This is a genomic window from Thermodesulfovibrionales bacterium (assembly GCA_035686305.1).
In the GTDB taxonomy this organism is placed as follows: domain Bacteria; phylum Nitrospirota; class Thermodesulfovibrionia; order Thermodesulfovibrionales; family UBA9159; genus DASRZP01.
In genome coordinates this window covers 1-26,497 of sequence record DASRZP010000053.1, presented here as the reverse complement: position 1 = coordinate 26,497, position 26,497 = coordinate 1, and the positions used below count along the sequence as shown (strand labels likewise).

At 51.6% G+C, this 26,497-nt stretch carries 30 protein-coding genes; 10 read left to right on the top strand and 20 right to left on the bottom strand.

Features of this window, described 5'->3' with window-relative positions; translation table 11 throughout:
• Window positions 1-2 precede the first annotated feature (2 nt).
• From VFG09_06465 to VFG09_06425, 9 genes are all read right to left on the bottom strand, one after another.
• Complete coding sequence (locus VFG09_06465; protein ID HET6514789.1) at window positions 3-797, bottom strand: ABC transporter permease; 795 nt, start codon at window positions 795-797, stop codon at window positions 3-5.
• Window positions 790-1,710 (bottom strand): ABC transporter permease, encoded by a 921-nt coding sequence (locus VFG09_06460; GenBank protein HET6514788.1) that lies wholly within the window; start codon window positions 1,708-1,710, stop codon window positions 790-792. Before VFG09_06460 ends, VFG09_06465 begins: the two co-directional genes overlap by 8 nt.
• A 72-nt stretch (window positions 1,711-1,782) precedes the next feature.
• The gene (locus VFG09_06455; GenBank protein ID HET6514787.1) at window positions 1,783-2,976 is read right to left on the bottom strand and encodes an MFS transporter; all 1,194 of its coding nucleotides are present in this window, start codon (window positions 2,974-2,976) and stop codon (window positions 1,783-1,785) included.
• A 13-nt stretch (window positions 2,977-2,989) separates the two neighbouring features.
• Window positions 2,990-3,706 (bottom strand): DUF190 domain-containing protein, encoded by a 717-nt coding sequence (locus VFG09_06450; protein ID HET6514786.1) that lies wholly within the window; start codon window positions 3,704-3,706, stop codon window positions 2,990-2,992.
• 9 nt (window positions 3,707-3,715) lie between these two features.
• Window positions 3,716-4,090, bottom strand: coding sequence for a fluoride efflux transporter CrcB (crcB, locus tag VFG09_06445; protein HET6514785.1), 375 nt, complete (start codon window positions 4,088-4,090; stop codon window positions 3,716-3,718).
• Between the two features lie 149 nt (window positions 4,091-4,239).
• Window positions 4,240-5,301, bottom strand: coding sequence for a tetratricopeptide repeat protein (locus VFG09_06440; protein ID HET6514784.1), 1,062 nt, complete (start codon window positions 5,299-5,301; stop codon window positions 4,240-4,242).
• Complete coding sequence (locus VFG09_06435) at window positions 5,298-6,347, bottom strand: polysaccharide deacetylase family protein (GenBank protein ID HET6514783.1); 1,050 nt, start codon at window positions 6,345-6,347, stop codon at window positions 5,298-5,300. The genes VFG09_06440 and VFG09_06435 overlap by 4 nt, the downstream gene beginning before the upstream one ends.
• The gene (locus tag VFG09_06430) at window positions 6,337-7,806 is read right to left on the bottom strand and encodes an adenylate/guanylate cyclase domain-containing protein (GenBank protein ID HET6514782.1); all 1,470 of its coding nucleotides are present in this window, start codon (window positions 7,804-7,806) and stop codon (window positions 6,337-6,339) included. Before VFG09_06430 ends, VFG09_06435 begins: the two co-directional genes overlap by 11 nt.
• 128 nt (window positions 7,807-7,934) lie before the next feature.
• Entirely contained in the window at window positions 7,935-8,201 is a 267-nt protein-coding gene (locus tag VFG09_06425) for a hypothetical protein (GenBank protein ID HET6514781.1), read from the bottom strand.
• Window positions 8,202-8,378: 177 nt separating this feature from the next.
• Between VFG09_06425 and VFG09_06420 the strand changes: the two genes are divergently transcribed.
• Window positions 8,379-9,353: a potassium channel protein gene (locus tag VFG09_06420; GenBank protein HET6514780.1), complete on the top strand. Its 975-nt coding sequence runs from the start codon at window positions 8,379-8,381 to the stop codon at window positions 9,351-9,353.
• Here VFG09_06420 and rnc read toward each other — a convergent pair.
• The 4 genes from rnc to fabG all read right to left on the bottom strand — a co-directional run bounded on the left by rnc (window position 9,330) and on the right by fabG (window position 12,346).
• On the bottom strand, window positions 9,330-10,079 hold the full coding sequence (rnc, locus tag VFG09_06415) for a ribonuclease III (protein HET6514779.1): 750 nt from the start codon (window positions 10,077-10,079) through the stop codon (window positions 9,330-9,332). The genes VFG09_06420 and rnc overlap by 24 nt on opposite strands.
• Window positions 10,042-11,289 (bottom strand): beta-ketoacyl-ACP synthase II, encoded by a 1,248-nt coding sequence (gene fabF / locus VFG09_06410; GenBank protein ID HET6514778.1) that lies wholly within the window; start codon window positions 11,287-11,289, stop codon window positions 10,042-10,044. The genes rnc and fabF overlap by 38 nt, the downstream gene beginning before the upstream one ends.
• 15 nt (window positions 11,290-11,304) lie before the next feature.
• The gene (gene acpP, locus VFG09_06405) at window positions 11,305-11,535 is read right to left on the bottom strand and encodes an acyl carrier protein (GenBank protein ID HET6514777.1); all 231 of its coding nucleotides are present in this window, start codon (window positions 11,533-11,535) and stop codon (window positions 11,305-11,307) included.
• 70 nt (window positions 11,536-11,605) lie between these two features.
• Entirely contained in the window at window positions 11,606-12,346 is a 741-nt protein-coding gene (gene fabG, locus VFG09_06400; protein ID HET6514776.1) for a 3-oxoacyl-[acyl-carrier-protein] reductase, read from the bottom strand.
• A 131-nt stretch (window positions 12,347-12,477) separates the two neighbouring features.
• Between fabG and VFG09_06395 the strand changes: the two genes are divergently transcribed.
• The 8 genes from VFG09_06395 to VFG09_06360 all read left to right on the top strand — a co-directional run bounded on the left by VFG09_06395 (window position 12,478) and on the right by VFG09_06360 (window position 20,033).
• On the top strand, window positions 12,478-12,633 hold the full coding sequence (locus VFG09_06395; GenBank protein ID HET6514775.1) for a hypothetical protein: 156 nt from the start codon (window positions 12,478-12,480) through the stop codon (window positions 12,631-12,633).
• 86 nt (window positions 12,634-12,719) lie between these two features.
• A complete protein-coding gene (locus VFG09_06390) occupies window positions 12,720-14,036 on the top strand; it encodes a hemolysin family protein (protein ID HET6514774.1) in 1,317 nt (438 codons plus the stop codon).
• An 83-nt stretch (window positions 14,037-14,119) separates the two neighbouring features.
• The gene (gene mdh / locus VFG09_06385; protein HET6514773.1) at window positions 14,120-15,046 is read left to right on the top strand and encodes a malate dehydrogenase; all 927 of its coding nucleotides are present in this window, start codon (window positions 14,120-14,122) and stop codon (window positions 15,044-15,046) included.
• Window positions 15,047-15,063: 17 nt separating this feature from the next.
• Window positions 15,064-15,819 carry a nucleoside-diphosphate kinase gene (locus VFG09_06380; GenBank protein HET6514772.1) on the top strand — a complete coding sequence of 252 codons (756 nt, stop codon included), beginning with the start codon at window positions 15,064-15,066 and terminating at the stop codon, window positions 15,817-15,819.
• Between the two features lie 211 nt (window positions 15,820-16,030).
• Complete coding sequence (locus tag VFG09_06375; protein HET6514771.1) at window positions 16,031-18,469, top strand: ATP-dependent Clp protease ATP-binding subunit; 2,439 nt, start codon at window positions 16,031-16,033, stop codon at window positions 18,467-18,469.
• Between the two features lie 17 nt (window positions 18,470-18,486).
• Window positions 18,487-19,014, top strand: a complete 528-nt coding sequence (locus VFG09_06370) for a TlpA disulfide reductase family protein (GenBank protein HET6514770.1) — start codon at window positions 18,487-18,489, stop codon at window positions 19,012-19,014.
• Window positions 19,015-19,044: 30 nt separating this feature from the next.
• A complete protein-coding gene (locus VFG09_06365; GenBank protein HET6514769.1) occupies window positions 19,045-19,563 on the top strand; it encodes a DUF4416 family protein in 519 nt (172 codons plus the stop codon).
• 122 nt (window positions 19,564-19,685) lie between these two features.
• Window positions 19,686-20,033: a nitrous oxide-stimulated promoter family protein gene (locus VFG09_06360; GenBank protein HET6514768.1), complete on the top strand. Its 348-nt coding sequence runs from the start codon at window positions 19,686-19,688 to the stop codon at window positions 20,031-20,033.
• A gap of 302 nt (window positions 20,034-20,335) precedes the next feature.
• Here the strand turns inward: VFG09_06360 and proB are convergent, their stop codons facing one another.
• The 4 genes from proB to rplU all read right to left on the bottom strand — a co-directional run bounded on the left by proB (window position 20,336) and on the right by rplU (window position 23,315).
• Window positions 20,336-21,430 (bottom strand): glutamate 5-kinase, encoded by a 1,095-nt coding sequence (gene proB, locus VFG09_06355; protein HET6514767.1) that lies wholly within the window; start codon window positions 21,428-21,430, stop codon window positions 20,336-20,338.
• A 142-nt stretch (window positions 21,431-21,572) separates the two neighbouring features.
• On the bottom strand, window positions 21,573-22,598 hold the full coding sequence (obgE, locus tag VFG09_06350; protein HET6514766.1) for a GTPase ObgE: 1,026 nt from the start codon (window positions 22,596-22,598) through the stop codon (window positions 21,573-21,575).
• Between the two features lie 121 nt (window positions 22,599-22,719).
• Entirely contained in the window at window positions 22,720-22,995 is a 276-nt protein-coding gene (gene rpmA / locus VFG09_06345) for a 50S ribosomal protein L27 (GenBank protein HET6514765.1), read from the bottom strand.
• A gap of 2 nt (window positions 22,996-22,997) precedes the next feature.
• On the bottom strand, window positions 22,998-23,315 hold the full coding sequence (rplU, locus tag VFG09_06340) for a 50S ribosomal protein L21 (GenBank protein HET6514764.1): 318 nt from the start codon (window positions 23,313-23,315) through the stop codon (window positions 22,998-23,000).
• A gap of 436 nt (window positions 23,316-23,751) precedes the next feature.
• On the opposite strand from rplU, the gene VFG09_06335 reads away from it, so the two are divergent.
• A complete protein-coding gene (locus VFG09_06335) occupies window positions 23,752-24,630 on the top strand; it encodes a helix-turn-helix domain-containing protein (protein HET6514763.1) in 879 nt (292 codons plus the stop codon).
• Window positions 24,631-25,083: 453 nt separating this feature from the next.
• Here VFG09_06335 and VFG09_06330 read toward each other — a convergent pair whose 3' ends face one another.
• The 3 genes from VFG09_06330 to VFG09_06320 all read right to left on the bottom strand — a co-directional run.
• Window positions 25,084-25,284: a cold shock domain-containing protein gene (locus VFG09_06330; protein HET6514762.1), complete on the bottom strand. Its 201-nt coding sequence runs from the start codon at window positions 25,282-25,284 to the stop codon at window positions 25,084-25,086.
• A gap of 79 nt (window positions 25,285-25,363) precedes the next feature.
• On the bottom strand, window positions 25,364-25,564 hold the full coding sequence (locus tag VFG09_06325) for a cold-shock protein (GenBank protein HET6514761.1): 201 nt from the start codon (window positions 25,562-25,564) through the stop codon (window positions 25,364-25,366).
• Window positions 25,565-25,871: 307 nt separating this feature from the next.
• Window positions 25,872-26,497 (bottom strand): DUF116 domain-containing protein (locus VFG09_06320; GenBank protein ID HET6514760.1); only part of this gene is annotated, 626 nt, incomplete at its 5' end.

Genomic DNA, 26,497 nt, shown 5'->3' with positions numbered 1-26,497 from the left:
CTTTACCCGCTTATCTTCAGCCCGTATTTGTCCCTCAGGATATCTCCCAGCATATTGAAACAGAGAGACGTTGCTGTTATCGCGAGCCCCGGGAAGATCACCATCCACGGCGCGGAAACGACAAAGACCCTGTTGGCGCTGATCATGGAGCCCCACGTAGGCGTCGGGGGCTGAGCGCCGAGGCCGAGGAAACTTAGCGCAGCCTCGGTCAGGATGTAGCCTCCAATCCTCACTCCCATCATGACAATGACAAGGGGAACGCATTGCGGCAGGAGATGGACAAGGAGTATCCTCTGCGGACTGCAGCCGATGGCCCGAGCGGCCTCGATGAAAGGCATACTCCGCAGGGACAAGACATGGCCCCTCACGAGTCTTGCAAATGACGCCCAGCCTACTGAGGCTATGGCGATCATAACGGTATAGACGCCCGGCGGGAGGATTACTGAGACCCCGATAGCAAGGAGCAAAGAAGGAAAGGCAAGGATGAAATCGACGAATACCATGATCACGGTATCGATTTTTTCACCGGCATAACCCGATGCCAGCCCCACGAGGAGTCCTATGCCCAGGGAAAGGGTTGCTGCAATGCCTGCCACGGAAAGAGAGATCCTCCCTCCATACAGGACCCTTGAAAGTACGTCCCTCCCCTTGTTGTCAGTGCCGAAAGGGTGCCTTAAGGAAGGCGGCCTTCTCAGTTCGTCAAGGTTGATCTCCTCAGGATCGTAGGGTGACAGAAGGGGTGCCAGGACCGACACCAGGATAACACTCAAGAGCATAATGCCGATGAACTTAGTCATTGCCCGAATGGAGCCGTACCCTGGGATCGAGATAGTGATAGGTGATATCGACGACGAGGTTGATCAGGACATAAAGGGTCGTGCCGACGAGGATACATCCCATGATCACGGGATAGTCCCTTTTCATGATTCCCTCCATGGCGTATCTTCCAATGCCGTCCCAGCCGAAGATCGTCTCGGTGAGAACAGCACCGTTAAGATAGCTTCCGAAATCGAGACCGATCACCGTCACGATCGGTAAAAGGGCATTCTTGAAGACGTGGATTGCGTTCACCCTCTTTTCCCCTATCCCCATTGCCCGAGCAGTCCTCACGTAGGGCATAGGGAAGAGGTCGATGAGCGTAGTCCGTGAGATACGCGTCAATGTTGCAAGGGCAGGCAAAGAAAGCGTAAGGGACGGCATAATGAGAAACCTGAAATCGCCCATTCCCGCAGGAGGCAGCAACCGCAGTTTCAGACTGAGCATGAGCATAATCAGGATACCTGCCCAGAAGACCGGCATGCTGAGGCCGACGACAGAGAGGCAGGATATGCTCCTGTCGAGGAGCGTCCCTCTTCTCAGGGCTGAAAGAAAGCCCAGGAGAATGCCGGTGGGAACGGCTATCATCATCGCACCGACGGCAAGGAGGAAGGTGTTCGGGAACTTTATGATCAGGTCATCAACGACCTTCCTGTTCGTATAGTAGGAACGGCCGAATTCTCCTTTCATGAGGAGCTTTACATACCCGACATACTGGATCAAGACATTCTCGTCCGCATTCAGTTCTTTGCGAATGCTCTCGATTACCTCGGGCCTCGCTCTCTCGCCGACGAGGCTTAAAGCGGGATCGCCGGGAAGGGCCTTCGTGAGCGTGAACGTGAGGGCCGTTATGCCCAGCAAGAGAGGAATCAGGAGAAGTATCCTTTGAAGAATATATCTCTGAATAGTCGTGCTCCAAGAACATCTGTGATCAAGAAGGCAGGCCCTCTGCCGACGTCTATTATATCATTTCAGCCCGGCCCTTTTAGTCGTGATAAGAAAGACGACAAACAACAGTGCCGAGAGAACTGCAGTAGACGCCCCGTAGTAAAACGTTGCTGAAGGCGAGACATGGTCCCAGAGCCACCCGCCGATAAGACTTGCAGGAAAGAGGGCAAGGCCGACGACAGTGTGATAGATCCCGAAGGCCGTAGCCTTAAAATCGGCAGGGATGATCGTCGCGAGAAAGGCCCTCTGCGTCCCATCGGCAAGTCCCATAAAAAGGCCGTAGAAGCCAAAGAGTACCCAGACGATTGTAACATCCTTCGCCAAACCGAAGCCCGTATAAACAATGGCGAAGAGGACGAATCCCACGAATAAGAGCCTCCCTTTTCCGAATCTGTCTGCGGCTATGCCCGCAGGGATTGCGGATACGGAATAGACGATGTTGAAAAAGAGGTAAACCACGGGGATCATAACAGCCGGAATACCCACGTGCTGGGCCCTTAATATGAGGAATACGTCACTGGAATTCCCGACAGCAAAGAGGGCTGTGATGAAGACAAAGAATTTGAACCTGCCGTCGAAGCGACTGAGTCTGAGTTTCGGCCTTTGTGCCCCGATCTGGAAACTCTTTTCTTCCGTAATAAAAAGGATGATCAGGAGAACCGCGATGACACCAGGAATCACGGAGAGCCAAAAGACTCTTCTGTAGTCATTCGAGAAGAAGGCGAGGAAAAAGAAGGCGAGAGCGGGTCCTATGACCGCTCCCATCGTATCCATGGAGCGTTGGAAACTATACGCCCTTCCGAGGAAGGCAGTCTCCGTGGCTTCAGCGATGATCGCGTCCCTCGGCGCTGTCCGAATACCTTTGCCAAACCGGTCGATGAACCGTGCCCCGAAAACGGTGTGCCAGCCGCCTGCCACGGCCATGATCGGCCTGCTCAGCGTCGATATGCCGTAACCGAGGACCATAAAGTCTTTCCGTCTCCCCGCCCTGTCGGAAAACCATCCTGAGAAGACCCTGAGGAGGCTTGCCGTCGACTCAGCGATTCCCTCTATGAGACCGATGATTGACTTATTGACGCCGAGGACGTTTGAGAGGAAGAGGGGGACAAGGGGATAGATCATCTCTGAACTTATGTCCATGAAAAGACTGACCAGACCGGTGATGAAGACATTCTCTTGCAGACCGAAAAACACTCTCTTTTCTTTGTTCACCCCCGGACCACCATCACAGGATTTCCGCGTTCACATCCCTGTGAGTGTACTTTATGATGTTTACATCCGAAAGAACGACAATTCCCTCACCCACCAGCTCATCCAGAATCGGGATTACTCTATTGATCTTCTCTTCGGTATCCATGACAGTTATCAGGATCGGAAGCTCTCCATGCGTTGTCAACGTTTTTTTCTTGTGGTACCGCTTGTGAGGCCCGTAGCCTGCGATGGCCTTGTAAACCGTCGCTCCTGCGATATCGGTCATGATGAGTCTTTTCACTATCGCCTCATACAGCGGCTCCCCCTCCCATTTGTCGTCTTCATTGATGATGATCCTGAGCATTTTCGCTTTACCTTCGAGCTTCATATGCTCTCCTTTTTCTCCCTGTTTCTTTTCCACCATAGGGCAGCATTTGACGACATTCGTGTCGGTGATTTCGACCATACCCTTTTCGACCACATGATAGACATCGGGAAGGACTCTGTTGATCATCTCCTCTGACTCCACCACCTCTATCTTTACCGGCATACTGGTCGCAAGCTCGAGCATTTTTGCCGTATGGAAAACGCCATCGCTGCCGTACCCAGCGATACCCCTGAAAACGCTGACCCCGATTATCTTTTTTTTAAAAAAAATGTCCAGCAGGACTTCATAGACGGGTTTTCCATGGAACTTGTCCGTCTCGTCAGTGTAAATCGTAAGCTTCTTAGCCGGGCCTCCTGTTATCATTTCCTTCTCCTATACCGCTTTTGCAAGCACTTGTCCGAGTTTCAAAGCCACAAAACCAAGCATGACGCTCAGGACAATATTCAGGGTTGCAAGCATGATCTCTCCGTCTTTCAGGAGGTTCCCTGTCTCAAACTCAAACGTAGAGAAAGTCGTATAGGCTCCCAGAAAGCCGACGACAAGCAGAAGTCTCCACTGCGGGTTTACCATAAACCGTTCCGTAAAAAGCGCCATAAGCAATCCTATGAGGAAACTCCCGCTCACATTGATAACGAACGTGCCAAGGGGAAAACTCCTTCCCCACCTCTCGCCGACATACGACGCAAGGGCAAACCTCGCGATTGCGCCGAGGAAACCGCCTATGCCTATTATCAGATAGTCTGTCATCCTTTGCAAGGAGCTCGAACTATTTCACAATCGTCACGGTGAGGGCGCGTAGGAGACTACCCTCTTCGAAACGGAGCCGAGGAGCCAACTCTCGATCTTCGATTTTCCCCGTTGTCAAGGACGTCTTTCGTAGCGATCCCTTGAGGGAGCTACTTAACCTCTTTCAACTTTTCGAGAAGGCCCTGTGCCCGCTCCATATCACTCTTTGCCTTTGAATGATTTGGGTTCAGCTTCAGGGCCTCTTCCCATTCCCTGATCGCCTTTTCAAGGTCTTCATTGATAAAATATCTCACCCCTGCAAGATAATGCGTCTCGGCGAGCTGCTTCTTCACAAAGGTGAGGGAATCCCTCGTGTCCTTGTAGCCGGGCTCGACACGGCCCAACATCGCAAGGGCGTCCTCGTACTTCTTCTTTTGGACAAAGGCCTTTCCCATCTGATAGTATGATTCGTTTACGAGGTCATGGGCCTCCCGGTTGGCCGGATCGTAGCCGAGAACACTCTCCGCGATCGATGCCACATCCTGATATTTCCTGGCCTTCAGAGATGTCCGTGCCTGAACGAGCATCTCAGTGCTATCGAAGGGGACCTCCTTCGGTTCTTCAACGGTCTCGGCACTGACAGGAGCCTGTTTCGACGCGACTCCTTCCCGTTTCAAGGGTACCGCCTCCAGGATCGGGAGTCTCAGCACGGCATTCGGTTTAACCTGATGGTCTTTCTTAAGGTCGTTGAAATAGCTCACCAGGAAGTCCTTCTGCGTGTCGCCGTAGACCTTTTCCGCAATCTTATTTGCCGTATCTCCCTTTTTGACATCATAGAGTGTGGCATCCTCGCCTGTCAGCTTTTCTTTCAGGTATTCCAGTGCCTCCTTGTGGTCCTGGTTATAATAGAGTGTCAGGAGAAACTCCTTACGGGCGTTCCCCACCTGATTGTTCTGATAATATGATACTCCCTTCCTGAAGTGCTCATCGGCAAGGGCGTTGCATTGCGCCGTAAGCTCTGCTATCTTCCTCATGGCGGTTTCGTTAGACGGGGAACGGGTGGCGACAATCTTCCATCGCAGTAATGCCTCACGAGGGTCCGCAATCTTCTCGATCTGTTCCGGGACCCTCTCCACCGTCTCCTTCCTAGCTGGCGCAGCACAACCCAAGACTCCGATCATGAGGATAATAAGGCTGATACCCCACAGGCTGCTGCCTACAGACCCTCTCACTGCAATATCTCCTCGCTGAAGGGAGAGAGGTTCTTTTCGAAGCTTTTCAGGTTAAACTCGCCGTAGATCATGGAACGGTTTATGCGGTAGTTGTTGACGAAAAAGGGATTGCCCCCGCGTTTCGTCGTGAAGGCGCCGCGATACCCGACCTTCTTCGCAAGTTCGATGACGAGGTGATTGGTTTCGCCGTAGGGATAGGCTGTATACTTCACCTCTTGGTTCAGCTTCTTCTTAATCAATGTCATGCATCCCGACAATTCTTTCTCTATCGCCTCAAAATATTCCTTGAAGGTCTCTTTTTTATTTGCATCCGGCTTCGTTAAATCGCGGTGCGTTTTGGTATGGCACTGAATGTCGATACCGCTTTCCGCCATCTTCTGGATAAGGTCCCAGGACAAGGTCTTATAGCTTCCGGTGATGAGGTCGGTATAGACAAAGAGCGTCGCCGGATATCCGTACTGCTTTAAAATAGGGAAGGCAATGTCATACATCGAGCGCCAGCCGTCGTCAATCGTGATCACGACTGATTTTTTCGGCACCTGCTTCTTGAAGTCGAGAAAGTCAAGGAGGTCGTCGATCGTGATCACATGATATCCGTCGTCCTTGAGGAACTTCATCTGTTCTTCAAAGGCGGAACGGCTAACGGTCATCTTGTTCGTCACGGTCTCCGAAAACTGGTGGTAGCTCAATACCGGAACGGTCTGATATCCCCTCAGACTCAGCCCACCCTTATCATAGGGCTTAAGAGGTATGATCAATTCCTGTCCCGGAGTGATCGCGGTTATCCCGTTGAATTCTGCGATAAACCAGTCCATTGTGGCGTCGCCCAGATATTTCTTTGCCAGAGAAGACAGGGTATCGCCCTGCCCCACCCTGATCGCCTGGAAACCAAAATCCTCCATCCTTTCCCGCGGCTTCTCCTGCGGCACACCTTCAGGTTTGGTCTCGACCTTGCCGGCGGCGCATCCACCGATAAGGATTATGACCAGTATAAGAGCGACGAGAGCGAATAGATGCTCATTCCTGCCTTTTGTCTTAGGCACCATTATTGCCCCCTCCTTGATCGTCCTTCGAAGTCTTGACATCGACGATTTGATAGACTTCAATCGCCTCTGTCTTCCCCTTTATCCTTTGCGGCGGCAGGGCATTCGCTGTGACGCGGTCTTTCATCACATCATAGATCCCTTTACTGACGATAATCTCCCCGGCTCCCGCGATATGATTGATTCGGGAAGCCACGTTGACACTGTCACCGATAACGGTGTATTCCATCTTGACCTGAGAGCCCAGGCTCCCTGATACGACAATGCCGGTGTTGATGCCGATCCCTATCCTCGTGAGGAGAGGATTCTTGTCACCGTCTGCCTTCTCGTGAAATCTCTTCTGCATGGCGACCGCCGCGTCAACGGCCCTGAAGACATGGTCTTCATGGGATATTGGGACGCCGAAAACACCGAGGACTGCGTCTCCGATAAACTTGTCGACATATCCGCCGTGTTCCAGTATGACTTGCGTGGCGATTTCGAAGTACTCATTGAGGTTGTCGACGATCTCTTCAGGGTTCCTCGTTTCCGAAAAGGCCGTAAAGTCCCGCACGTCCGTAAAGAGGATGGTCGCCTCGTTCCTCTTGCCCTTCAGCCATGCCTCTTCCGGATGGGACAGGATCATATCGAGGACTTCAGGACTCACGTACCGTCCGAAGGATTGCTTGATGAGGAGCTTTGTCAGGAGCTCTTGTGCCATGTAATTGAACGCAGTTGCCAGGTCTCCGAATTCATCCTTTCTCGCCATGTCGATCCTGTACTGATAATTTCCCTTCCCGATCTCCTTGGTTGCCAGGACAAGTTTCAGGATAGGACGGGAGAAGCTGAATCCAAGGAGCACGGCGATCGAAATCCCCAGGAGGACGATGAAGAGGCTCAGGACAAGGATGAATACCCGCTCCCTCCGGATGAGATCGTTTATGAAGTCGAGCGAAACACCGACATGGACCTCGCCCAAAGCCTTATTCTTGAACATCACCGGCTTTGAAAGATCGAGGATATGGGTCCCCGAGGGAAGAAGGTAATTGAAATAGGTAACATCCTTCTCCTTCTTGAGTTCCTTCGCATTCTCCATCTTCTGATACGTTGATCCGAGCCTGCTCTGGTCTGTGTCAGCTTGAATGACACCTTGACGGTCAACAATGATCGCATAGAGCAGACCCTCGACAGATGTTGCTTCCTTGATCAGTTGATTCAGTCTGAGGAGGTCATCGTTGAGGAGGGGAATGTTCGCGTTCGAAGCAAAATAGTTCAGGCTCACGTTTCCTGTCTTTACCGTCTGGAGATAGAGCTGCTCCTTCTGCCGGGCGAGGATCACAAAGCTGAGGATCAGTATGGTAAGCCAGATAATAAAGGTGATAGCGATCGAAAGCTTGACCCTGATCGGGAAATGGAAAAAAGAGAGCCTCTCCCACAACGAAGGCTCTTTCTCCGCCTTCCCCTCCTCCGCTCGTTCTACCATACGCCCCTGAGAAATGCGTGAACCACGTTTTATGATAAGCATCGGATGGGAAAATATCAATGCTCCCCGCCTTTCCACAGCAGTTCCGGAACGGCACACCAGTGCCCGGCAACTCAGAGGGTGCCATGTTATCCTGACCTTGCATTGTACTCCTTCACAGCAAGCTTCAACCGTGTCACCTCCCCTTCATCATACCCAGAATAGAGTGATGAAAAGACGGTATTGTTCGTAAGCAGCAGATTAAGGTCGTCGGTAATCAGACCCTCCCTCACCAGCGCCCTCCAGCTCTCGGTTCCCCTCATGGGGCCTGCACCTCTTCCAGTCCCTGACCAGGAAGGCCGTACGTCGGCGAAGTCATAGATCCTGGGATTGACCAGGAGAATCTTAGTCTTCAACGAATGCCTCTTTATTAGTTTTCTCTCGTTAGGGTAATATTACAGTGGCAGAGGCAAGGCTTTCAACGATGGGCAGAGGAAAGAAGAGAGGAGTGACATTCAACTGACCCAGTTATGGCAAACACCTTAACCTCACACTTATACAGACAGTTATATAGAAAATTCATCTGTGCAGGCATGGCCCTCGTGGTTATCTTCCTTGCCGGGACAGCCGGTTATCGGGTGATCGGCGGCAAAGGGTATTCCCTCCTGGACTGCTTTTATATGACCTTCATCACGATCACGACGATTGGATATGGAGAGATCATCGACTTGTCGAAAAATCCTCCTGGCCGGGTCTTTACCATAATCGTAGCCCTTTCAGGCATCATGACGCTGACATACATTCTTTCGAACTTTACAGCCTTCCTCGTGGAAGGGGAACTCAAAGAGGTCTTTCGGAGGAGGAGGATGGAGAAGATGATCAGAAAGTTCAAAGACCATTTTATTATCTGCGGGATAGAAGGTACAGGCTTCTACATCGCAAAAGAGCTTCGCGAAACAGAGAGACCCTATATCATTGTTGATCTCGACAGAAAAAAGATTGATAGGGTCCTTGAAACATCTCATGAGGACCTCTTTGTCGAGGGTGACGCCACTGACAGCGCCACGCTCCAGAAGGCAGGGATTGCGGAGGCGAAGGGACTCTTTGCCGTGACCGACGATGATAACCAGAACCTCGTGATAAGTCTGACGGCGAAGCAGCTGAATCCTGCCATACGGGTTGTCGCCCGCTCCCAAGATCTCAAGAACGTCGAAAAGATCAAGAAGGCCGGCGCCGATACCGTGGTATCGCCGACCTATATCGGCGGGTTAAGAATGGCTTCAGAGATGATACGCCCTACCGTCGCCTCCTTTCTCGACAGCATGCTGCGCGACAAAGAAAAGAACCTGAGGATCGAAGAGATTACCGTGCCCCATGCGTTCACGGGGAAACCGATTTCAGCCCTTTTCCTTAAGAAGCCCCTGCGAATCTTGCTGCTTGCCATGAAGACAAAGGACGGGTTGGTCTACAACCCTTCGCCCGATCATACGATGACCGAAGGAGACACCTTGATCTTCATGACAACTCCTGAAGAGCGACGTAACTTAGCGAGACTCTTTTCCCCATGAGGAGGACCGCTCCAATCCCCCGTCTCGATCGAGGTTTCCTATTGCCTCTCTTGCGGCCGTCATCTGCGCCTCTTTCTTGCTCTTCCCTTCGCCGCAACCAAAGAGTCTGCCCCCGATCAAAACTTCCACGGTGAAGGTCTTACGGTGTTCGTCGCCCTCCTGCCCGATCAACCGGTATTCAGGCAGGACGCCGAAAAGGGTTTGGCTCTTCTCCTGTAATTCGGTTTTGTAATCGTGGCACTGCCCCGATTCGATCACTGCGAGCATCCTTTCCCGAAAAAGCCTGAGGATCACGCGCCGTGCCTCCTCGTATCCGCCATCGAGATAGACTGCCCCGAAGACAGCCTCCATCGCATCTGCGAGAATTGATTTTTTGCGTCTTCCCCCGGTATCCTCTTCGCCCTTTCCCAGTCGTAAATAGTGGCCAAGGTCTATCTCCCCCGCAACCTCAGACAGGAGAGACCCCGTAACGAGATATGATTTGATCTTCGCCATAAGGGATTCGCTAAACATCCGACTGTCGCTGAATATGTATTCAACGATGACAAGGGCAAGAACGGAATCACCGAGAAATTCGAGACGCTCGTTATACACGGGCGCCTTCCGAGGATTTTCGTGGTGATAGGATTTATGGGTCAGGGCCTCTGCAAGGAGAGCGCTCTTCTTAAAGACATAGCCGAGACTGTCCTCAAGACTCTCGGTATTTCTTGAATAAGAGGCACGCATTCGTCCCCCCAAAACCAAAGGAGTTCGACAGGGCGTACTCGACCGTCTTTTCTCTCGCCTTCCACGCGACATAATCGAGATTGCATTCAGGATCGGGATTATCGAGGTTTATTGTCGGCGGAACCCTGTCGGTGTGGAGGCTGAGAACGCTGATGACCGACTCAACTCCGCCCGCAGCTCCGAGGAGATGACCGGTCATGGACTTTGTAGAACTAACACAGAGATCATACGCATGTTCTCCAAAAACCTTCTTGATCGCCGCTGTTTCCAGTTCATCGCCATATTTTGTCGATGTGCCGTGCGCATTAATGTAATCCACGACCTCCGGTAAAACTCCCGCGTCCTTCAACGCCTTCGACATACACGACGCCGCACCTTCGCCGCCGGGCGCAGGAGAAGTGATATGGTAAGCATCGCTTGTCATCCCGTACCCAACAACCTCGGCATAGATCTTCGCATTCCTCTTTCTCGCGTTGTCCATCGTTTCGAGGATGACGATGCCCGCGCCTTCGCCCACGACAAAGCCATCCCTGTCCCGGTCAAAGGGCCTGCTGGCGCGATCTGGTTCGTCGTTTCTTGTGGAGAGCGCCTTCATCACGGCAAAACCTCCCACCGCCATGGGCGTTATGACAGACTCCGTTCCTCCGGCAATCATAACGTCGGCGTCTCCTCTCTGTATGATCCTGAAGGCGTCCCCTATGGCGTGACTGCCGGTGGCACAGGCAGTGGCGACGGCGCTGTTCGGCCCCTTTGCTCCAAACCGTATGGAGACCTGACCCGATGCCAGGTTGATGATCAGCATGGGGATAAAGAACGGCGTTATCCTGCGATAACCTTTTTCGAGATAGATCTTATGATAGTGCTCAATGGTGGGAAGGCCACCCATCCCCGAACCGATGATGACGCCTGCCCTTTCTGCGTTCTCGTCAGTAATCTTCAGGCCCGAATCTTCCATAGCCATAGTCGAGGCTGCGACGGCAAAATGGATGAAGCGGTCCATCTTCTTTATCTCCTTCGCCTCGATATAGAGAGATGGATCGAAATCCTTCACCTCTCCGGCAATATGAACGGGAAGGCCGGAAGAATCGAAGGTCTTGATTATCCCTATCCCCGACCTTCCCTCAAGGAGCGCTTTCCATGCATCCCCAACCCCAACACCGACCGGGAGGATGAGTCCCAGACCTGTTACGACAACCCTGCGTTTTTCCATACGTCTCAGCGTGAGTTATGCCATCTTCTTCTTAATGTATTCAATTGCGTCCTTGACCTTTGCGATCTTCTCGGCGTCCTCATCAGGGATCTCGATGTTGAAAGCCTCCTCGAACGCCATGACAAGCTCTACCGTATCGAGAGAATCCGCTCCAAGGTCTTCTACGAATGATGCCTCCTGCGTCACCTCAGAGGGGTTCACGCCGAGTTGTTTCGCTATAATTTCCTTCACCTTTTCGTCTACCATCATTACACCTCCGTTGTAGTTTTTTCTCGGTATCCTCTTGCTTTTTCCCGCTCAAGCATATCATCTCGCATCACATATACATCCCGCCGTTCACATGAATCACCTGCCCCGTAATATACCCTGAATCAGGTGATGCGAAAAAGAGCACTGCATTTGCCACGTCATCTATCGTCCCAAACCGTGCCATCGGAATAACCTTCTTCATCTCCTCTTTCACATTTTCCGGAAGGGCATCAGTCATTGCAGTCGTAATAAAGCCGGGAGCAACGGCGTTCGAAGTAATGCCCCTGCTCGCATATTCCTTTGCGATCGTCTTTGTCAATCCGATGATGCCGGCCTTTGAGGCGCTGTAATTTGCCTGTCCCGGATTGCCCATAAAGGCAACGACGGAAGCGATGTTGATGATCCTCCCGTACCGCTGCTTTGCCATGATCTTGACAGCCTCCTTTGCGCAGAGGAAGACCCCCTTCAGGTTTACACTGAGAACGGCATCCCATTCCTCTTCCTTCATCCTGAGAAGAAGGTTATCTTTTGTTATCCCGGCATTGTTTACGAGAATGTCGAGCCTACCAAGGGTCTTCACAATATCATCGAATGTCTTGACCACCTCCTCAGACTTTGAGACATCAAGCTTCACGGCCATGGTCTTCACGCCAAGTCCGCCAATTTCGGCAGAACTGTGCCGCGCATCATCATGGCTAACATCTGACACCACGACGTCCGCACCTCTCCGGGCCAATCCTTGCGCTATCGCTTTGCCAATCCCTCGTGCACTCCCGGTCACAAGTGCGACCTTCCCTTTCAGTTCCATTTTGACCTCCCGAAAAAGACGGCTATAATTTTAACAGAGATCGTTTCTATTTTCCACTTTTTTTCGTGATGGCAGATTTGCAATAATAACCAACACTTTAGTTATAATAGAGCCTGCGGGAAACGAACGGAATGAAAGGCTGCGATGAGCAATCGGTGTATGCGACAGGAGTAACTCGCGACTGCTGGGTTTGGACGTCAGGGACACTGCCGGCGACACTCCTTAAGGCCATGATCGATGTGCATCACGATATCGGCGGTGCAAAGACCCTTACGGTGACCCCGTAATGGAGCGAAGGGCCGGAAGACACTATCGCCTCTTTTTCGGCGACCATCAGGCATCTCAGCCCGGATGCAGCCGGTCATAAGCCTCCATGTGGCTTGAACTCTTTCTTATAGCTATCTTCATTTGCTTTACCGCCTTCTTTGCCGCTGCTGAGATAGCGGTCGTCACAACAAGAAGAAGCAGGATCAAGCAGCTCATCGACGAGGGATCGAAGAACGCTGTAACCTTGAACAGGCTCAGGGAGATGCCTGACAGATTCCTTGCCACAATCCAGATCGGTGTAACCCTATCCGGCGCCATCGCTTCAGCCATCGGTGGAACCATTGCCATCGAATATATTAAGCCGGCTTTAAAGAACGTGCCCATACCCTTCGTCTCTGCCTCCGCCGAAGTAGTAGCCGTCGGGATCGTTGTTTCCGTTGTCGCCTATTTTTCCCTTGTCTTCGGGGAACTCATGCCGAAGTCGATAGCACTTTCGAACCCTGAGGAAATCGGTCTTATGACTGCGCCCGCGATAGAGAGATTGTCGCGGTTGGCTTTCCTCTTTGTGCGCGTCCTGACGGCGAGCACCAACATCCTCCTGAAGCCCTTTGGCAAAAAGGCCTTCACCCAAAGGGGATATATCACTGAAGAGGAAGTCAAGCTTCTCATCGAGGAGGGAGGCGAGCAGGGTGTCTTTGAACCTGAAGAGAAGGAGCTCATCCACAGCGTTTTTGAGTTCACCGACACCTTCGTGAGAGAAGTCATGATCCCCGGCCCTCAGATGGTTACCATAGGTCTTGCAATGCCGGTCGAGGAGATCAAGTCGATCATCTCCGAGGAGAAATTCTCCCGTTATCCGGTTATCGGGAAAGACATGAACGATGTTCGGGGTATCCTCTATGCCAAGGATTTTTTCAACATCCTTGCAAAAACCGGCAGCGTTGATATACGGAGGATTATCAAACCTCCGATCTTCATCCCCGAAATGATGAAGATCAGCATCCTCCTCAGGGAGATGCAGAAGAAACGGGTCCATATGGCCGTCGTAATCGATGAATACGGAGCTGTTTCGGGACTGGTAACTCTCGAAGACCTTCTCGAAGAGATCGTCGGCGAAATCAGGGACGAATACGATACCGAGAGCCCCGTGATCCAGCTCAGCGATGGTTCCATGATCATAGATGCCTCAATAAGCGTCAGAGACCTTGTTGAAGATTATCGAGTGGAGATACCTGAGTCTCCCGAATATGAGACACTCGGCGGCTTTATCCTTACCTATCTGCAACGGATACCCCAGACGGGCGACGCAGTGGAAATTGAGGGAAAGAGACTCCGAATCGTCGAGATGGTGGGTCAGAGGATAGCTAAGGTGAAGCTCGAAAAACTGCCGGAAACACCGACGAGCGAACTGGAGAGCAAATAACGTCTTGGGCCGGAGATCATCATTTGATATTTTCCTCTCTTTCCTTATATACTGTTGCAAAAAAAGGGAGGTCGTAGGACCCTATGCGAGCGCAAGTGTCCATACTAGGAGCCGGCAACGTAGGCGCATCGACTGCACAGCTTATAGCCCGTGACGGTATCGCGGATATTGTCCTCTTCGATATCGCAGAAGGCGTGCCTCAGGGAAAGGCCCTCGACATAGCCGAGGCATGTCCCCTGTGGAATTCTTCTGTTTCTGTGACAGGAACCAATTCGTTCAGGGAGACTGAAGGCTCGGACCTTATTGTTTTGACTGCGGGCTTCCCCAGAAAACCAGGCATGAGCAGGGATGACCTCCTTATCGCTAATGCCAACGTTGTAAAACAGGTTGTTGCGGAATCAGCGAAGCTTTCTCCTCGTGCCGTTCTGATCGTTGTTACGAATCCGATGGATGTGATGGCCCAGCTCGCCTGGAAGGTCTCCGGGTTTGATCACAGGAGAGTGATCGGGATGGGTGGTGTTCTTGACTCCTCCCGCTTCAGGACGTTTCTTTCTCTTGAACTCGGCGTCTCTCCCGCCGACGTCGAGGCCCTCGTGATGGGAGGTCATGGCGATCAGATGGTTCCCATGCCCCGCTTCACAACCGTAAAGGGCGTGCCGATAACGGATATGTTGCCCTCGGAAAAGATTGCCTCCCTCATAAAGAGGACAAGGCAGGGCGGAGCTGAAATCGTTGCATTCCTGAAGACGGGCAGCGCATACTACGCTCCTGCCGCTGCGACCTGTGAGATGATACGGGCCATACTCCTTGATGAAAAGAGGGTCCTCCCCTGTGCCGTTTATCTCCAGGGTGAATACGGCATTCAGAACGTCTATGTCGGCGCACCTGTCGTCCTCGGCAAGACCGGTGTCGAGAAGGTGGTAGAACTGAAATTGAACGTGGAAGAAAGAGCGGACTTCGACAGATCCGTTTCCTCGGTAACGTCGCTCTTGGAGAAACTCGGCATCTAAGAACAGAAAGAAACGTCATGGATATGGATAAAGAAATCTCCGAAGAAAACATCGAGCAAACTTTGGTACTGATCAAACCCGACGCCCTCAAGAACTCCTTGACAGGGTACGTGCTCTCTCTCTTGTCTGAGTTTCATACCGGTCTCCGTTTTGCCGGGGCAAAGATCGTCCACGTAAGCAAGATGCTTGCGGAAGAACACTATGCAGAACACCGTGGGAAGGTATTCTATCCCTCGCTCATTGAATATATTCGGGGACTCATTCATTATCCGGACGAGCCTCGGGGGCGCAGAGTGATCGCCCTCGTTTATCAGGGTGAGGAGGGTGTGAAGAAGATTCGGGACATCTGCGGCCCCACGAATCCTCATGTGGCCAGGGAAACAAGACCGGGATGCATTCGTGCACTGGGAACGGTGGTTCCTCTCAAGGACGCCGGGGGCAGGGAGATCGGCGAGCGCATGGATAATCTCATCCATGCCTCAGCAAGCGTCGGAGAAGCTGAACGGGAAATCAAGCTCTGGTTCAGGCCAAGTGATTTCCCTCCCTTCATGCGGTCCTTCCCCACAGAACTCAGTGAGGACGCTCCCTATTATTTCAAGGATGACGCCCTCTCCGCAGAGCACGCTCCGGGCAGCGTCTCACTGATAGCCCCCGGAGATGTCGTCTGGAAGTCTGATCTCGATACGTTACGGTCGCTCCGCAAGGGTCTGCCGGGTCAGGCTTCCCTCAAGGCAGTGGCAGCCAAGTATCTTATCAACTATACCGCGGAATGATGGTCGGTCTTCTTCGGAGCACTGCTTCCTTTTCCCAAGATGTTGTGAGACTCGTGCCTTGCGGGAACGCACGCGAAATTCGGTGAAACGGTTCTCTCTTTATTCTTCGCTCTCAGATATCCTCTGATCCCTTACCGATTCAACCTTTGAGGCCTCTTCTCCGGTTGACATTCGCCACAGAAAAGCAGTATCATGAATCCAGGAGGTAGCAATGTTTGAGAAGTTTACCGAGAGAGGAAGAAAGGTAATCATCTATGCCCGCGAAGAGGCGGAGAAGAGACAGAACGATTACCTCGGTACCGAACACCTTCTTCTCGCCCTTCTGAGAGAAGAAGACAGCCTTCATGTTGCTATCCTCAAAAAGATGGGGCTCTCCGTCGAGGACCTCTATATGGAAATAGAAAGGAACCTCCCTGCAGGAACAAATGTTCTGACCTTCGGAGATATTCCCTTTACGCCGCGTGCGAAGAAAGTCTTGGAACTGGCAGTCGAAGAAGCCCGCCTCCTCGGCCATAACTATATCGGAAGCGAACATCTCCTTCTCGGCATCATCAGGGAGGAAGAAGGAATCGCAGGTAAAATTCTGAGGAATTTCGGCGCGAATCTTCTCGGCGCGCGCCAGTTGACGATCAACCTTTCTCTGAGGACCCAGACGCAGGTCAAGGAGCGCAAAAGTTCAACCCCCGCCCTTGACGAGTTCGGCCGTGATCTTACCCAGCTTGCAAAAGCCGGGAAACTGGATCCCGTCATCGGCAGAGAAGATGAGATCGAGCGTGTTCTCCAGATACTGGGAAGACGGATCAAGAACAATCCTGTCATCATTGGTGAACCCGGTGTCGGGAAGACAGCGATCGTTGAGGGTCTTGCACAAAACATCATGACCGGCGACGTCCCTGACAACCTCTTAGGAAAACGCATCATTTCCCTTGACCTCGGGGCCCTTATTGCAGGGACGAAGTACCGGGGCCAGTTTGAGGAGCGGCTCAAAATCGTCATGAAGGAGATAACGCAGTCGGACAACGTGATTCTCTTTATCGACGAATTGCACACCCTCATTGGGGCAGGTGCTGCAGAGGGTTCTGTTGATGCGTCGAGCATGCTCAAGCCCGCGCTTTCCCGCGGCGAGATCCAGTGCATCGGCGCCACAACCCCTGATGAGTACCGGAAGTACATTGAGAAAGACAAGGCCATGGAGAGGCGTTTCCAGCCGATTTATGTACAGTCGCCGTCTACGGACATAACGGTAAACATCCTCAAAGGCCTGAAGTCCCGCTACGAGACACATCATCGCGTCAAGATGAGCGAGGATGCGATTATGGCGGCAGTGAAACTGTCCGACCGTTACATCAGCGACCGCTATCTCCCTGACAAGGCAATAGACGTCATCGATGAAACAGGTTCGCGGATCAAATTGAAGCGTTCAACCCCTCCAAGTGAAATGAAGGAGATGGAACAGGAACTCCTGCGACTGTCGAGGGAAAAGAATCTCTATGTAAAACTTCATGACGTTGAGCGGACGACCTTCATCCGGGGTGAGGAAGAGCGACTCAAGAGATTGTACGAGCAGATGCAGAAACGCTGGAAAGAGAACATGAACAAAGAAATACCTGTCGTCACCGTTGACGATGTGGCGTATACGGTATCAAAAATGACGGGTGTGCCGCTCTTTAAACTTGAAGAAAAGGAATCGGAAAAACTCATCCGTATGGAAGAGGCCCTTCACGACAGGATTATTGCCCAGGATGAGGCTATCGAGGTCATTTCCAGGGCGATACGGCGTTCACGCTCGGGCCTGAAGGACAGGAAGAAGCCGATAGGCTCCTTCTTCTTCCTCGGCCCCACAGGAGTGGGAAAGACCGAGCTGGCAAAGGCCCTTGCAGAATTCCTTTTCAACGACGAAAACGCCCTCGTCAAGATCGATATGTCCGAGTACATGGAGAGGTTCAACGTATCTCGCTTAACAGGCGCTCCTCCCGGCTACATCGGCTATGAGGAAGGGGGACAGCTGACCGAGAGGATTCGGAAGAGGCCTTACTCCGTCGTCCTTTTCGACGAGATCGAGAAGGCCCATCCCGACGTATTCAACATTCTCCTCCAGGTCCTGGACGAAGGCGTCCTTACCGATAGTTTCGGGAGAAAGGTCGACTTCAAGAATACGGTCATCATCATGACCTCAAACCTCGGGGCGAGGATCATGGAGAAGGCAACACCCCTCGGTTTTCATAAAGCCAAATCGGAAGATATGTACCAGAAGATAAAGGACAGTGTCCTGAACGAACTGAGGAAGACCTTTAATCCCGAATTCCTCAACCGTGTCGACGAGATCGTTGTATTTCATCCCTTGGAAAAAGACCATCTCATGTCCATCATCGATCTTCTCGTCGAGGAGCTCAACAAACAGCTCATAGAGCAGGAGCTCTTCATTGAACTCGATCAGGCCGTCAAGGAATGGATCATCAACAAACACTACCAGCCTGCCTATGGTGCAAGACCCATGCGCAGGGCGATACAGAAAGTGATAGAAAATCCTCTCGCCGAGGCTCTCTTGAAAGGAAGATTCAAGGGTCCGCAGCGCATCAGGGTCGTTATCGAGGTAGATACCCCGGTATTTGTTGAGGCTGAAGAGACAGCCATGCTTTCGGTCAACTGACCCCGCCGGACTCTCTCTTGAAATCAAGGGCAATCATCCTGCTGCTCATTCTTCTGGCAGGGCTGGCGGTAATCATCTTCGGTGTCAAAAAGGAAGAGACATCCCGCATATCATCCACAGTTGGTCTTGAAGCACCTGAGATAGAACTGCGCGATGGAGCCGGGAAGACCTATCTCCTCTCAGAGTTCAGGCGATCCGTGGTATTCATCAATTTCTGGGCATCCTGGTGTCAGCCGTGCAAGGACGAAATGCCCTCCATCGAGGGCCTGTACAACCAGTTGAAGGACCGGAGAGGTTTCCGCATGCTCACCGTCCTCTATAAAGACGACTACGAGAAGGCAAGGGCCTTTATGAAGGAGCAAGGGTATGAATTCCCCGTGCTTATGGATATTAATGGCCGCTCGGCCAGATCCTATGGTGTTACAGGCGTTCCTGAGACCTATGTCGTCGACAAGAGAGGGGTCCTCAGGGAAAAGGTGATAGGACCTGCCGACTGGAATAGTCCGAAGGCGCTCTCCCTCATATCGTCCCTCCTCCAGGAATGATCTTCGCCATGTCGAACCGTACATGAGGTAATGAAAAGATCATCCCCTGTTGAGGCTACGATCCTTTTTGCAGGGACTCTGTACCAAAATCCCGAGGTCTTTCTCTTGGCAAAAGAAGAACTGAAAGGTTTCTTTGGAGAGATTGCGATCGAGAGCCCCGACCTGGAATGGAAGAACTCAGAATACTATAGGGACGAACTCGGATGGCCAATAACGAGGACCTTTCTCTTTTTTAGAGACAGGATCGATCCTCTGAGACTCCCCGAGATTAAACAGACGACGGATGAAATTGAAGAGCGCTTGTCAACGGGGGGGAAGAGGAAGATCAACATTGACCCCGGATACATGACCCTCTCCAAGGTTGTCCTTGCATCAACAAAGAACTATTCGCACCGACTCTATATCGGCAAAGGCATCTTCGCAGAATTGACCCTTGTGAACACCAAAGGAAGATACCGGCCCCATCTCTTCACATACAGGGACTATGCAAGCGAAGCCTGCATCGAGATATTCGCCAAGGCGCGGGAACTGCTGAAGGCAAGATCATGAATGTAGGAAACGCACTTAGAACGGCAACGAAGTACGAGCAAAGTCGCTCAAGTCTGCTCTTCCAACTGCCGAATTTGGCATAAATTGTATGCTTCAGGTTGTCATGCACCGCTGGAGCTTCCATGGCCGTTAACCAACCGAGGATGGCCAGAGAAGAAAAGACCATCAAGGCTATGGTGAGACTCTACTGCAATGATCATCATGGAACAAAAGGCATGGTGTGCCCTGAGTGCAAGGGCCTCCTGGACTATGCACTCCTTCGCCTCGAGAACTGTCCCTTTCAGGAGGGAAAGACAACCTGCGCCAACTGTCCTGTCCATTGCTATATACCGGAAATGAGAGAGAAGGTAAAGACGGTAATGCGGTATTCAGGTCCCCGTATGACTTACCGGCATCCTGTCCTGGCTCTCTATCATCTCATCGATGGAAGGAGAAAAAAGCCGCTCAGGAAAAGATCCCAGCCCACATAATTCGCGGGCTTCGGAGTTAACGTCCGATTCGCCGGCAACCCATTACCCGCGGGAAGCCGGGCATCGAGAATGCGGGCCGCTCCGCTCCTTCACGTAATTCATAAACTTCGGGGACTGGCTTTCGCTTCGCAGGCAAGACTCGGGAATATTGGGTCGGTTCGCTCATGCGGAAGCGAGCACGTGCTCGGGACAGAGCAATTTTAGGACAACGCCGTCGCAATAGCCGCGGAGGGTTACTCTCTCGCCAAGAAGCGGATGTCAGTACCCAATAAGACAACATGATGAATGATGTAGGCTGGCCCTCACAGCAATACGAGGTTGTCCCTGTGTATGACCTCGTCCGTATAGCGGTAACCGAGGATTTCCTCGATCTCCGAGGTCCTCTTTCCACGAATCTTCTCCACCTCGGAAGAGGCGTAGTTCACGAGACCCTTTGCAATGCGCTTCCCGGAAAAATCATTACAGTAGACGGCATCACCGGACTCAAACCTTCCCGAAAGGGCCACAATCCCTGATGGAAGAAGACTCTTCCCTCCCTGAACCAGTGCCCTCACTGCACCGTCATCGATTGTCAGGCTTCCCTTTGCCCTGGTTCCATAGGCGATCCAGCCCTTCTTAGACGACATCCTGGTCTTCATGGTCTTGAACTCTGTGCCGCGATGATGCCCTTGGAGGAGCGAATGCAGGGTTCCCGCCTTCCTTCCGTTTATGATATTTACGGCAATCCCGTTGTTCACAGCCCTCTTTGCCGCGAGTACCTTCGAATACATGCCGCCTGTTCCGACCATGGTACCCGACCCGCCAGCTTTTCGTTCGAGTTCGGGCGTGATCACATCGACGACCTCGATAAGTCTTGCGTCAGGGTCTTTTCTCGGGTCATCCGAAAAAAGCCCGTCAACATCCGAAAGGATGATGAGCCGCTCCGCCTCGATGAGACTTGATACGAGGGAGGCGAGATGGTCATTGTCCCCGAAGCGTATCTCATCAGAGGCGACGGTATCATTCTCATTGATGATTGGTATGATCCCAAAGGAAAGGAGGGTAATGAGGGTATTCCTCGAATTGATATATCTCTTCCTGTCTGAAAAATCGTCCCGTGTCAGGAGTATCTGGGCGACCTTCTGGTCATGGGCATTGAAGCTCTTTTCATATGCCCACATGAGGGTTGACTGACCAACAGCTGCGGCAGCCTGCTTGAGTACGATATCCCTTGGCTTCTCCTTCAGATCAAGCTTCTTCATACCGGCGGCAACAGCGCCCGAGGACACCACGGCCACCTCGTTGCCTGCATCCTTGACCGAGGATATCTCATCTGCAAGGACACCGATCCTCTCCATGTCGAGGCCACCGTGTTCAGAAGTCAGAATATTGCTTCCTATCTTTATGACAATCTTCATCTTAACCCCAGAACCTATCCCAAAATTGCAACCTTATGATATTCGATGCTTGTGTCATTCCGGCTTGTCCGGAATCTTTCTTTGTTTTCAGAAAGATTCCCGACGCGCTCCGCTTGCGGGAATGACAGCCTTAAACCGAGAACTAATTTTGAGATAGCTTCTCATGTTTCACCAGTCCTTCCAATGCTCTTCCCACATACGTTATGAGTGTCTCCACTCCTTCGCCCGTCACTGCGGATATGGCGAAGACCTGAATCTTCTCATCATTACAGTATCCCGTAAGTCTGTCAAGTCTCTCCCTGTCTGCTGCGTCGAGTTTCGTGGCTACGACGGTCTGAGGCTTTTTCACGAGATCTTCGCTGTAAAGTCTAAGCTCCTTGTCTATCTTCTGAAGAGCTTCCACCGGATCTCCATGTGCCGTCACAGAAATATCAACGAGATGGAGCAACATCGATGTCCGCTCAACGTGGCGGAGAAATTGAAAGCCCAGTCCTGCTCCTTTGTGCGCGCCTTCAATGAGACCCGGGATATCGGCAACAACAAAGCTCCTCATGCTGTCCCGCTTCACAACCCCGAGATTCGGCACCAGGGTCGTAAAGGAATAATCGGCAATTTTCGGCCGTGCAGAGGAGATGACCGAGATCAACGTAGATTTGCCGGCATTCGGTTGTCCGATGAGTCCGACGTCGGCAAGGAGCTTCAGTTCAATGATAAGGCGGCGCTCCTCGCCTTCTTCTCCGCCCTGTGCGAAGCGGGGCGCCTGGCGCACCGGGGTAGCAAAATGCTGGTTGCCGAGCCCCCCTCTCCCCCCTTTGGCAACCAGTACCTCCTTCCCCTCCTCGTCGAGGTCCGCGAGAACTTCACCCGTGCCCTCATCCTTTGCGATCGTTCCGACAGGAACCGGAATGACCACATCCTCAGCGTCTCTTCCGTGCATATTCTTCCCCATGCCGTGTTCGCCGTGCTTTGCAACATATTCGCGCTGATACCTCAGATCAAGAAGGGTATTCAGTTGAGCTGTTGCTCTCAGAATGACATGCCCTCCCCTCCCCCCGTCTCCCCCGTTCGGCCCTCCTCTCGGAACATACTTCTCCCTCCTGAAGCTTACGCAGCCCCTTCCTCCATGCCCTGCTTTCACGCGGATCGTTACATAATCAACAAACTGCACACAAAACTCCCTCCCCGAAGAACAATCCTTCCGATTACAGAGAACTCCTTGCCATCATTTGCGATAAACAAAAAAGGCGGGGTGACCCCGCCTCTGCCGATGCTCTGTAATTTGCCTTACCCTAGCTTGCCGCAGATGCTTCTGGGAGAGGGTATACGCTTATCTTCATCCTATCTCTGTCTTTCCGTTCAAAGGTCACGACACCGTCAATCTTTGCGAACAGAGTGTAGTCCCTGCCGGCTCCTACATTGTTTCCCGGATGGAATTGTGTACCTCTCTGCCTGACAAGGATATTCCCGGCGCGAACGAACTGGCCTCCGAATCTCTTTACGCCGAGCCTCTTCGCCTGACTGTCACGACCATTTCTTGAGCTGCCCACTCCTTTTTTATGTGCCATCTCTACCCTCCGACGTTCACTTCCGTAATTTTCACAACCGTATAAGGCTGCCGATGTCCTCTGAGCTTTTCGTAGACCCTGCGCGGCCTCTTCTTGTAGACAAGGACCTTTCTTTCCTTGATGGTGCCGACAACTTCGGCCTTGACCTCAGCACCGGAGACATACGGCGACCCACAGACAGTCTTTGTCCCGTCCACAACTGCGAGCACTCTATCGATCTGTATGCCCGTTCCAGGCTCTAATGACAATTTGTCGACCTTCACGGTGTCGCCCGCAGCAACCGCAACCTGTCTTCCACCGGTCTCTATGATCGCGTACATTTTTATTCACCTCCGAACACTTATTAAACACCAACGCCCCGTAAAAAGTCAATGAGTGGGCAATGGACTGTCAAGCAAAAGTAGAAATGTCCTATTCCGACCGAGCATCGATCCTCACAGAAGTCGACGGTACAGACAGGTAATGTCGGAGGGCGTGTTACGGATGAAACCAGGGAGAAGCGCGACGCCGATCTAATAATTGTGGGAAGTGTCCCTGGCAGTGCCTCCCCTGAGAAATGCCTTCCCGAATTTTCTCGCAACTGCCCCCTCAAACGATACGTTCACGAAATTCCTGCGAGATGGCATGGATATCAGAAACGACAATGACCTGCAATTGGCGGCCTAATGTCCCGCCAAAGTGATAATGTCCTAAAGTAGCAAAATGAAAATGTCCTAATCGGAGGTTATAATTTCTCCCTTTTGAAGGGAGAAAGTGATGGCCGGAAAGGACATTATCCAGATGAGGTTAAAGGAAGTAAAGAGGTTGAAGGTGATTCAGGAGGCGATCGACAGGCGCATAACGCAGAAGGTAGCTGCCTCGATGGTGGGGATCAGCGAAAGGCAGGTGCGGCGACTGGTAAGGGTGGTAAGAGAAGAAGGTGAAACAGGAATTATTCATAAAGCTCGTGGGAAGCCATCGAAGAGGAAACTTTCAGAGAAGGTCAGGGAGAAGGTGTTAGGTCTGTACAGGGGCAGGTATGGCGAATTTGGCCCTACGCTGGCTTCGGAGAAGTTCTCAGAGAGTGAGGGCATCGTCATAAGCAAGGAGACGCTGAGGAAGTGGCTTGTGGAGGCGGGCTTATGGAAGCGGAGACGAAGAAGATCTGGGCACCGGCAGTGGCGGCCGAGGAAGGAGTGCTTTGGCGAGATGGTTCAGATGGACGGCTCTCATCATGACTGGCTCGAAGGCAGGGGGTCGGAGCTTGTGCTCATGGGCTATATCGATGATGCCACCAATGAGGTCTTTGGCAGGTTCTATGATCATGAGGGGACGAAGCCTGCGATGGACAGCTTTAAACGCTATATAAGGAAGTACGGACTTCCTGTGAGCGAGTATCTGGACAGGCACACGACCTACAAGTCCACCAAGAAGCTTGCAGAGAGCGGATTAATCAGGGACACATCCCCTATTTTGCTGCCTTCCTCCTCGGTCGTCCGAAGAGAACAAAGGGGTCAGGCTTGCGATTGTGTATTTACTCTCTCCCGCACTCTCTTGGATGGAGTCGAGTCGAAGAGTGTTATGTTACCTCAGAAATACCCATATTTTAACCTGCTCATAGAGAGACGGATGGACATTGATCCTGCTATCGCCTGATAGTTCGCAAGTCATCTTTTTTACCGATATATTGGATCGTAACTTTATAGGCAATGTGCACATCACCTGAAGTGAGCCCATCTCCTTTACAATCCAACTCACCCTCTTTCGATGATGCATGACTTCTCACCATCGACGCGATGACCAAGTCCAAATCAAACCCCTTTATACAATCTTTGCAATCCTTGTTCAGGCATTCAACGTGAAAATATGCATGACTGTCGGCTGAAAAATGGAGCGTCCTCAATAAAGGAAGCGGCATCATTCCTTTCCTGGTGTGTCTCATATCCACTACGATGCGTGAGACCTCCGGGAAGCGTTTCGAAATAAGGCCTGCCTCAATCCTGTGACGGGTCCTCTCCATCCTTGCATCACTTTTTTCACGGTAGTTCATATTCTTATTCTTACCTTTCACATGAAGACCCCCTGCAGAAAAAAGGAGCCTCTGGTGGCTTAAAGTTTGACGACCTTGATTGCCTTTGGACCCTTGGGGCCCTTCTCGACCTCAAAGCTCACCATGTCGCCTTCAGCAAGGGATTGCGGTCCATTGCCTTGGATTGAGGCTTGGTGGACAAAGACATCGGAACCGTCGTCTCTCACTATAAAGCCAAAGCCCTTAGATTCGTTGAACCATTTCACTTTTCCTTTGGTCATTTCAGTAACTCCTTTCGTGCCGGGCAGAATGACAATTTGGGAAGGCTCCCTTCTACGGAAAGGAGCCTTCCTCTGTCATTTACAGCTTGACTACATTGATCGCCTTGGGGCCTTTCGGACCCTTTTCAAGGTCAAAGCTCACCTTGTCACCCTCGGCAAGACTCTTAAAGCCATTACCCTGGATGGACGAGTGGTGGACAAACGCATCGCTTCCGTCTTCATTTGTAATAAAGCCAAAACCTTTGGTGTCGTTAAACCATTTTACGGTTCCTTGTTCCATTTCCTTTACCTCCTTTTCTATAGACTCAAATCTCAGAAGATGCCAACAAAAAAGGCCACAAGATCAAAAGTCTTTGTGGCCTCATAAACGCAAAAACTTCCAAAATTCTATGATTATAGTAGCATTGTCTTGAACATTCCGTCAAGAAAATTCTGACAACAGAAAATTTCACAACAGGTGTCGGGGAGAGTCAAGTCTTGTTTCTTGCAGGTTCCACCGGTCAGAACATGTTTTAACCAATAATCTTCATTCCCGAAGGGTTCTTTTTCGTGCAGGTTATCAGGTGCAGTGTATCTCGGGCAAGAGTTTATTTTATCAATTCTTCCAGCTCTCCAAGGCTGAATGAGGTCTCATAAGCCTGTTTCATCCACCTTGCACACCGATTGGCGCTCAGCGGTATCCCGATGGGAGAGATTCCAAGTTTGGAGCAAAGCCTCATGCCTTGAGCCAGCTCCGGGATACAAGCAATTCCGAATGCTCCGATATTCGGATGTTCCTCCTTTAGCCTTCTGAAGAGTTTCTCCTGGTCTATCGTTATAGATATGTAGGGCTCGATAGCGTATTTCTTAAGCAGACGGCTGCCGAGACGAATGAAACAATCCTTAGTGCAACCCACACAAACATACTCCATGTCTCCGGGGACTGAATCGCACCGTGATCTAAAATCTCTCAGACAGTGGGGGAGGAGTGCAAACTTGTAGTCACTTTTTCGAAAAGCTTCCCGATATATTCGGTTGGTAAGTTCGATTTCGAGCATATAGAGATGATATTCTTCCTCTTGTGTTCGAATGGTCTTGTCAAACCTCTGAGAAAATCGGATGCTCTTGAGATGCTCTTTGACTGCCCGGGTATACGGGTAGAGTTCATCGTGCAATGTCTTTCGCATAAGAGCAATGAGAGCATCGTCAGGTGTGTAGCCTGAACCCTTCTTAA